The sequence below is a fragment of the Moorena sp. SIO3B2 genome, from assembly GCF_010692525.1.
Lineage (GTDB): Bacteria > Cyanobacteriota > Cyanobacteriia > Cyanobacteriales > Coleofasciculaceae > Moorena > Moorena producens.
The window spans coordinates 3,108-10,273 of record NZ_JAAHHE010000227.1 but is presented as its reverse complement, the minus strand read 5'-3'; the positions used below and the strand labels follow the sequence as shown (position 1 = coordinate 10,273).

General features: G+C 45.7%; 5 protein-coding genes and 1 pseudogene. 2 read left to right on the top strand and 4 right to left on the bottom strand.

Annotation, left to right across the window (positions count from 1 at the left end; genetic code table 11):
- Both F6K38_RS28815 and F6K38_RS43630 read right to left on the bottom strand, forming a co-directional pair.
- Window positions 1–434: pseudogene (locus F6K38_RS28815) on the bottom strand (penicillin-binding protein); the annotation flags it as partial.
- A 233-nt stretch (window positions 435–667) separates the two neighbouring features.
- On the bottom strand, window positions 668–745 hold the full coding sequence (locus F6K38_RS43630; protein WP_083374173.1) for a hypothetical protein: 78 nt from the start codon (window positions 743–745) through the stop codon (window positions 668–670).
- A gap of 194 nt (window positions 746–939) precedes the next feature.
- Between F6K38_RS43630 and F6K38_RS28810 the strand changes: the two genes are divergently transcribed.
- Window positions 940–2,556 carry a B12-binding domain-containing radical SAM protein gene (locus F6K38_RS28810; RefSeq protein ID WP_071105792.1) on the top strand — a complete coding sequence of 539 codons (1,617 nt, stop codon included), beginning with the start codon at window positions 940–942 and terminating at the stop codon, window positions 2,554–2,556.
- Window positions 2,557–2,838: 282 nt separating this feature from the next.
- Here F6K38_RS28810 and F6K38_RS28805 read toward each other — a convergent pair whose 3' ends face one another.
- The gene (locus F6K38_RS28805; protein WP_131827151.1) at window positions 2,839–3,750 is read right to left on the bottom strand and encodes a hypothetical protein; all 912 of its coding nucleotides are present in this window, start codon (window positions 3,748–3,750) and stop codon (window positions 2,839–2,841) included.
- Between the two features lie 311 nt (window positions 3,751–4,061).
- Window positions 4,062–5,591 (bottom strand): LbetaH domain-containing protein, encoded by a 1,530-nt coding sequence (locus tag F6K38_RS28800; RefSeq protein ID WP_161603164.1) that lies wholly within the window; start codon window positions 5,589–5,591, stop codon window positions 4,062–4,064.
- A gap of 648 nt (window positions 5,592–6,239) precedes the next feature.
- On the opposite strand from F6K38_RS28800, the gene F6K38_RS28795 reads away from it, so the two are divergent.
- Window positions 6,240–6,860, top strand: coding sequence for a class I SAM-dependent methyltransferase (locus F6K38_RS28795; RefSeq protein WP_008184241.1), 621 nt, complete (start codon window positions 6,240–6,242; stop codon window positions 6,858–6,860).
- The last annotated feature ends 306 nt before the right edge of the window (window positions 6,861–7,166 follow it).

Here is a 7,166-nt window from a genome sequence, read left to right as displayed (position 1 = left end):
AGGGTCTCATGGCTAGCTGGCCCAATTTGCTGGATAATAGTGCTGTCGGCAGCTTTAATCGTGATGGTGCCATCTCGAACATAGGTCAAGACATCCTTAGTAGAATCTGGCAGAGAGCTTTCTAGCTTTTGCCAACCCCAACCCAATGCGATCGCACTGCCACCCACCCCTAGTCCGATCCAAAACCAGGAGCGACGATAGATTGCTTTTGGTCCGATTAGCGGTTTGATAACCGTAGTAGATACACGCTTGATTCCGTTTAGAGTTTGGGCAACTACCCTCGACCGCTTCCGCCGTCTTGGCTTTGATGAGGGGTGCTTGCCATCATTAGACGCAACACTCCCATTCTTATCCGATTTCTCCGTCAGTTTCTTTGAGGGATTCGGAGGGTTGTGACTATGTCGATCTTGGGGCTTCGGGGAAAATATTGACACATCAACTCCTTAGCAATACAAAAGCAGCCATAACTTTTTGTCTTATAACTTGTTGTCTATTTTAGGGCTTGAAATCTTAATTTAGTGGATCTGTCACTTTTTTCCTTCTGCTTGGGGAAAATCCGGATTTCTACGTACTAGGTAAGCATTCAGCTATCAGCTATCAGCTATCAGCTTTTGAATAAAACAGGTAAGCAAAAGTTTAATCTGAGTTACCTCTGCTGGGATGGGATTCATAGTCTTTGGCTAATAGTTAAGTTAAGATCTTCTGCCCGTAACAGCTGATCTTCAAGTTCACTGGCTGAACCCATAGCAATTTGAAGGAAACGGGCTAGTTCGGCAACTCCGTTCCCTTAAGCATTAAGCTGACTGCTGACAGCTGACGGCACCTCAAGTAGCACCATCTGTAGCCCATATGCTTACTCATGAACCAAGCATAATGAAAATATTAAACTAAACCTTATTTTTTGCTATTGTTCAACATTATTCGTCCTCTTTAAACCCTGTGGTATTTTCCTCCGAACGTCTTCTGTTTACACCAGCCACTCCTGACGACCATGCTATTCCTACTATTTTTGCCTTTCCTAATCAATACAACATCGGTATTACTAGTCTCGGCTATCAGATAGTGTGGGCATCTCTAGCCTTGCGCCCTGACCTAATGGTCAGCCGCTTGTTCACGGATTACCATGAGCCATTACCGAGACAGCCAGAATTACTTGGTTATTCTATATCATGGGAATTGGATTATGTCAATATCTTAGCGGGATTGGAATTTTTGGAGATACCCCTATACTCAGCACAACGGGACTCTAGCCATCCCCTAGTGTTTGGTGGCGGTCCCGTGTTAACGGCTAATCCAGAACCCTTTGCTGACTTCTTTGATGTGATTTTGCTCGGAGATGGGGAAATCCTGCTAGATAATTTTATCGATGCCTATCAAGAGGTTCGCACTGCTGAACGTAATACTCAACTGCAGCATCTGGCCCAAGTCCCTGGAGTCTATATACCCAGTCTATATCAGGTAACCTACCATGACCTAACGAGTGCGATCGCATCCATTCAACCAGTGTCTGATCAGATTCCTACCACGGTATCTAAACAGACCTATCGGGGCAATACCCTGTCTGCTTCCACAGTGGTCACCGAAAAAGCGGCTTGGGAAAACATCTACATGGTAGAAGTGGTGCGCAGTTGTCCAGAGATGTGTCGCTTCTGTCTGGCCAGTTACCTCACTTTACCATTTCGTACTCCTAGCGCGATCGATTCTTTGATTCCAGCTATAGAACGGGGATTAAAGGTAACAGACCGGATTGGCTTACTGGGAGCATCAGTCACCCAGCATCCCGAGTTTGATGTGTTGTTAGATTACCTAAATCAGCCACAATACGACCATGTGCGCTTGAGTATTGCCTCAGTGCGAACCAATACAGTTACGGAAAAGCTAGCCCAAACCCTAACTAAACGTAACACCCGTTCGATTACGATTGCAGTAGAAAGTGGCTCACAAAGGTTGCGCGAGATTATTAATAAGAAGCTCAGCAATGACGAAATTATCCAGGCAGCAGTGAATGCTAAAGCAGGGGGATTAAAACGTCTGAAAATCTATGGGATGGTAGGAGTTCCAGGAGAGGAAATAGCAGATGTTGAAGAAACTGTAGGGATGATGGAACAGATTAAGAGAGCAGCCCCCGGTCTAGGCTTAACCCTCGGATGCTCCACCTTTGTTCCCAAAGCTCATACACCCTTTCAGTGGTTTGGTGTCAATCCCCAAGCCCAGAAGCGCCTCAAGTTATTGCAGAAAAAATTGCGATCGCAAGCCATAGACTTTCGACCAGAAAGCTACAACTGGTCAGTAATTCAAGCACTGATTTCCCGAGGGGATCGTCGCTTATCCCAACTCTTAGAACTAACCAGGCATTATGGGGATTCCTTAGGCAGTTTCCGCCGTGCCTTTAAACAATTGCGAGGACAGTTACCTGAACTAGACTTCTACGTCTATACCGACTGGTCAACAGAGCAAGTGTTGCCTTGGAGTCATCTGCTTGGGCCACTTCCCCAGGCCACCTTGCTCAAGCACTTAGGTGCTGCTACAGCCCTGGGGGTAGGGCATGGGGAATAGGGCGTGTGGGAAGTGTGGGAAGTGTGGGAAGTGTGGGGCGGGGGCGCGGGAAGTGTGGGGCGTGTGGGGGGAGGGGGAGAGAGCGCGGGAGGTGTATGAAGTGCTCCCGCAAACCATTGCACACAGCCCCTCCCCATTCTCGACAGCATCAAGATAATAAGCTGATGTCCATTTAAATTGGTTATTACCTATTCCCTATTCCCTGTTCCCTATTCCCTGTTCCCTTTGATTAATTTAGGTATCCCAATCTAAATGCTGAACAGCTTACTAATGCTGCTAGGTCTAAGGTTTTTTAATCAATCTTGTCCCAACTCCTGGAAAATTCCATTCCAGCTGCATGTGCAAGACAGTGCCAGGAGGACGACCAGCCACCAGTGGTACAGGAACAGCACCATATAAAATATGATCCGAGTGCAGGTGAGTGATGATTGATAATAGCCTGTTACCATCAATCCCTTTCTTAGCAGCCTCAGGAGGACAGAAATTCAATTGTCTGCTAAAAACCGCATTTCCTCGACTATTGGTGACGTAAGCATTTGGTACTCCACCAAATGGTTGCGGGAATATATTGCCATCGGCAGTATACCACATCGCCCAGACCGTGTACACCCGATTCGGGATCAGATTGTTTAGTCGGACTCTGACCCTGTTGTTTCCCCTAGAATCGCAATTAATTTGCATTTGTCCAGAAGCCTTAAACCAATCCGCTACAGTAATCGGATTTGGAGATTCCGGATTAGACTGAGAGCGAGAAACTACCGGAGCATCTAATTGAAATGGCAGTGGAGTTCGTACGGAGAGATCTCCTGAAACCCAGGTATCGATTTGACGCAGAGGTACGTTGACAGCCCCAGGGTCAGTGGTTTCAAGGTCAAAAACTGGGAAAATTGTTTCCAAGAAAGGATCCACGATTGATGCCAAAACAGCATCCTTTCGTGTCGAAGCAGTCAGAGGCAGAGGCTCCTTACCATTGGGGTTGTAGATACCCATTGTTGTTGCTCCTGCCAAGTTCAGGGGAGCAGACAAGAAGTCCCACCGATATCTTGGTTTTCCAAAAAGCCGATTCCAGCCTGTTACCACCTCTGCCTCGATAGTAACGTTAGTGTTTCTCCTCCTCTGTGCTTCAGCTGGGTTAACCTGTGATAAAAAGGCAAAAAGGCTCAAAAAAAACAGAATTCCAAACTTTTTCATCACGGATTTCTTCTCCTAATTAAAAGACCTGTTGCAAACGTCAACTTTTGCCAGGTTGCTGTAGTTGCTATCCTAGTTATCAGCTTGTTTTTCAAAAGTTATGCAAAACCAGCGCTAAAAAATTAAAAATTTGCTCAGCAACCAACAAGCTGCCTTGAGGCGTTGCGTCAGTCTTTTCATGAATAGGAGTAGAGTGGGCATCCTGCCCGCCCCAAAAGATCAAGGGACAGGCAAGATGCCTATTCCACCTCACTCTTAAAATCATTCCATTATTAAGCAACGCCCGAAAAACAACATAGATCAAGGCAAAGACTTCAACCTAAAGTACTGATCTGAACCAGAGCACCAACGCCACACCCGCAGTCGCATCCAGCCGCTTGGGCACGCCCCCACTGGGATAGCATTGAATTTGAATGGGGTAGAGTAATCCGTGCGCTGCGAGACGGTGCCGATGGTGCAATCAAGAACTCATTCCCTGGTGCCACTACAATGGCATCGTCCGGGATATCTTCCGTGACCTCCACCGGTCCAAACACCAGCACCCTAGCACCAATCTTCACCCCCTTACGCACTGTCGGTCCAAACAACACAGTGCCGTTGCCAATGGTAACGTCATCCTCGATTTCCAGTGGACCATGGAGAACTACCCGATCACCGATAACGCATCTAGCTCCTACTCGGCAAGAGGTGAACGTTAGCTGATGAAGGCTTGAGTTTTTACCAATAGTGGTGCCTTTACCAACTGACACAGTGGGAGCCACATCACCGAGAATATAGCTCCCCTTACCAACCACTACTCCTGATGCCAACTGGCACCCTCCCAGGACAATAGCATCTTTATCGATCAGTTCGGGGGACTTTACCACAGGGACAACGAACCTTGCACCAGCTTCAGGACTGTTTGAGGGCGGTGCATTCAAGCCCACTCCCCCAGCATCGTCCGCTGGCGTGCTTGGAGTTGGTACTGGTGTTAGAGGTTCAAAGCGCTCAAAACCCAAGTCTCCCAGAGTCGCTTGACGTGCTGGGATGACTCCGGTCCCACGTCTATAAATACTTGGTGGAGCAACCGATAGCTTTCCAAAGGCTTGATCTAAATTAGGAAAGTCCTCCCCAGGATTGCGAGGATTGCCAGCAACATCAGAAAATGGGATGGTGCGTGCAGCGGCACGATAAAGTAAGTTGAATCCTCGGGCTAGTACTAAGTTTTCTTCATCGACATCAGCAAAGAATAGTGAAAATGGAGCAGGTACCGGAATGATATTGGGTTTAACATCAAGTTGGCTATAGATCCGTGCTCCAAACAACACTAGACTTGCTGGCGGAATCTTGATGGGTCGTCTCGGATTCTCTCCCAGAATCTGTGCTGCCAAACCAGTAAAGCTCGCGTCACCAATGTCGGCATTTTGAACGATCGCATTGATGCCCGTACCACAGGCTTGTCCGATCCGAACCCTTCCGACGAAGGTGACTCCATGGGCGGTGAAGGTTCCATCCCCCAATTCTAGGTTACCTCGACCCAAGGAGCGACCACGGAAGTTGAGCAATCGGGTATTGTCTTGCAAGTTAACAGCGTTACCAATTTTGGCAGAGGCACCCTTGAGGGTAACAAAAGCATCAATCAGGCTAGCGGCTCCCATCTTAAAGTTCCTAGTACCCACGACTGCACTGGGATGGATGAAACTGGTAAAGCCCACTGGTCCTACTGAGGATTTAGCCTGCTGTGCAGCAACTCCTTTCATCCCGCCTGGAATTACTGAGCCCACCGTGGCTGCTGTCGCACCTCCAAGTGCAGCTATCAGTAAATCCCGTCGCGAACAACTGAATCTAGTTAAATTATTGGTCATGCTACCCATGTATTAGCTTAAATCCCTGTCTTTTCAAAACTCGGGGGATGGTTGAATATAGAACACCTTTGTTCTGATCTGTTCTCATTCATGGTCACGGGTCAACTTGAATCGGTTTGACTGACGTCATTCTCAAACCGAAATCATGGTGCCCACTATGCATCCTGATCCGAATTATTGCCTGAGCTACTGACTTTTGGCGGAACTGATGTATGAGACCGGATTAATGTTAACCACACCACCAACCGCCCTTGGTCTCAGCTATGTATTAACTTTTAGCACACTTTATAAAGACACCGGTTAACGAGTTAAAATAACTTAACGTTAATCATTTTTAACAGAAAAGGTACCCTCAAGGGTACTGTCAAGCCAGGGGATGATCTGATAATTGCTACAATAGCAAAGGGAGCAGGGAGTAGGGAGCAGGGAGTAGGGAACAGGAAACAAAAATTTTCACAATTCATTTAGTAAGCCTAAATAAGGATTTGATCAAACCAAGTAATTACCCGATTTATGTGTATCCTATAGATAATAGGATTTGCGAAATTTGGGGTCAATATTTGTTGAAATATAGTAAAATAAAAAAGTAAATCAACTAGCTAATAATTATCGCTAAATAGCTAGTTATAATGTTAATAATTACCAGCTATGCTTGAAATCTTGAAAGGAATACAGAATACATGGCAAGATCTAGTCTTACCTGTAGATAAAAGAACAGATTGTTGGACAGTTAGCCAACAATTCCGTGATCATGTCAAACAATTTTTACCGAAAAAACAATATTCCTTATTAGAGGTGGGATGTTACAAGGGGCTGACGGCAAAGCACTTATCCGATCACTTTACTAAATATCTAGGTTTAGATGTTAACGATAGGTACCTCAGAGTAGCAAGATTAAACAATATTTTTAATTACCATGTCAAATTCCAAAGATTTGATGTGTATACTTCTGATTGGAATCAGTTAACCTTTCCTGCTGATGTGGTTTTAATAGATGCACGTCATAAATACGAGTATATCAAACAAGATATTGATAACTGTTTAAAGCGATTTAATAATGCATTGATAATTTTTGATGATTATGGAGCATGGGAAAGCGTCTATAGGGCAGTTAATGAAGCGATCGATGACGGTAAGTTAGAGGTAGTTAAAGAAATTGGAGTTGAGAAAGGTCAACAACTGTGGCCAGATCAGAATAATCCATACTCTTACACACATTTTGGCTCAGAAGGATTGATTTGCCGTAGTAGTAGAGCGGTTTTCAATTAGGTTAGTTTTTGAGGGAGCAGGGAGTAGGGAGTAGGGAAGTCAGATTAGCTGCACCTAACATTAGACTCTAGGGTTGAGTAATATTTGTTCTCTACTTCGTTTATTCTGGTAGCGGCTTAGAGCATTGCTTTAGTGTGAGAGGGTAATGATGTGATCCCATTCCAGTTGAGATGGTAATCATGCGTTCGCGTAGCGGCTCTTTCAGAGCATCGCATTCCAGTTGAGATGGTAATCATGCGTTCGCGTAGCGGCTCTTTCAGAGCATCGCATTCCAGTTGAGATGGTAATCATGCGTTCGCGTAGCGG

Excerpts from the sequence above, each read along its gene's own strand:
- F6K38_RS28800 (WP_161603164.1), bottom strand. The coding sequence starts at position 5,591 with ATGACCAATAATTTAACTAGATTCAGTTGTTCGCGACGGGATTTACTG.
- F6K38_RS28795 (WP_008184241.1), top strand. The coding sequence starts at position 6,240 with ATGCTTGAAATCTTGAAAGGAATACAGAATACATGGCAAGATCTAGTC.
- F6K38_RS43630 (WP_083374173.1), bottom strand. The coding sequence starts at position 745 with ATGGGTTCAGCCAGTGAACTTGAAGATCAGCTGTTACGGGCAGAAGAT.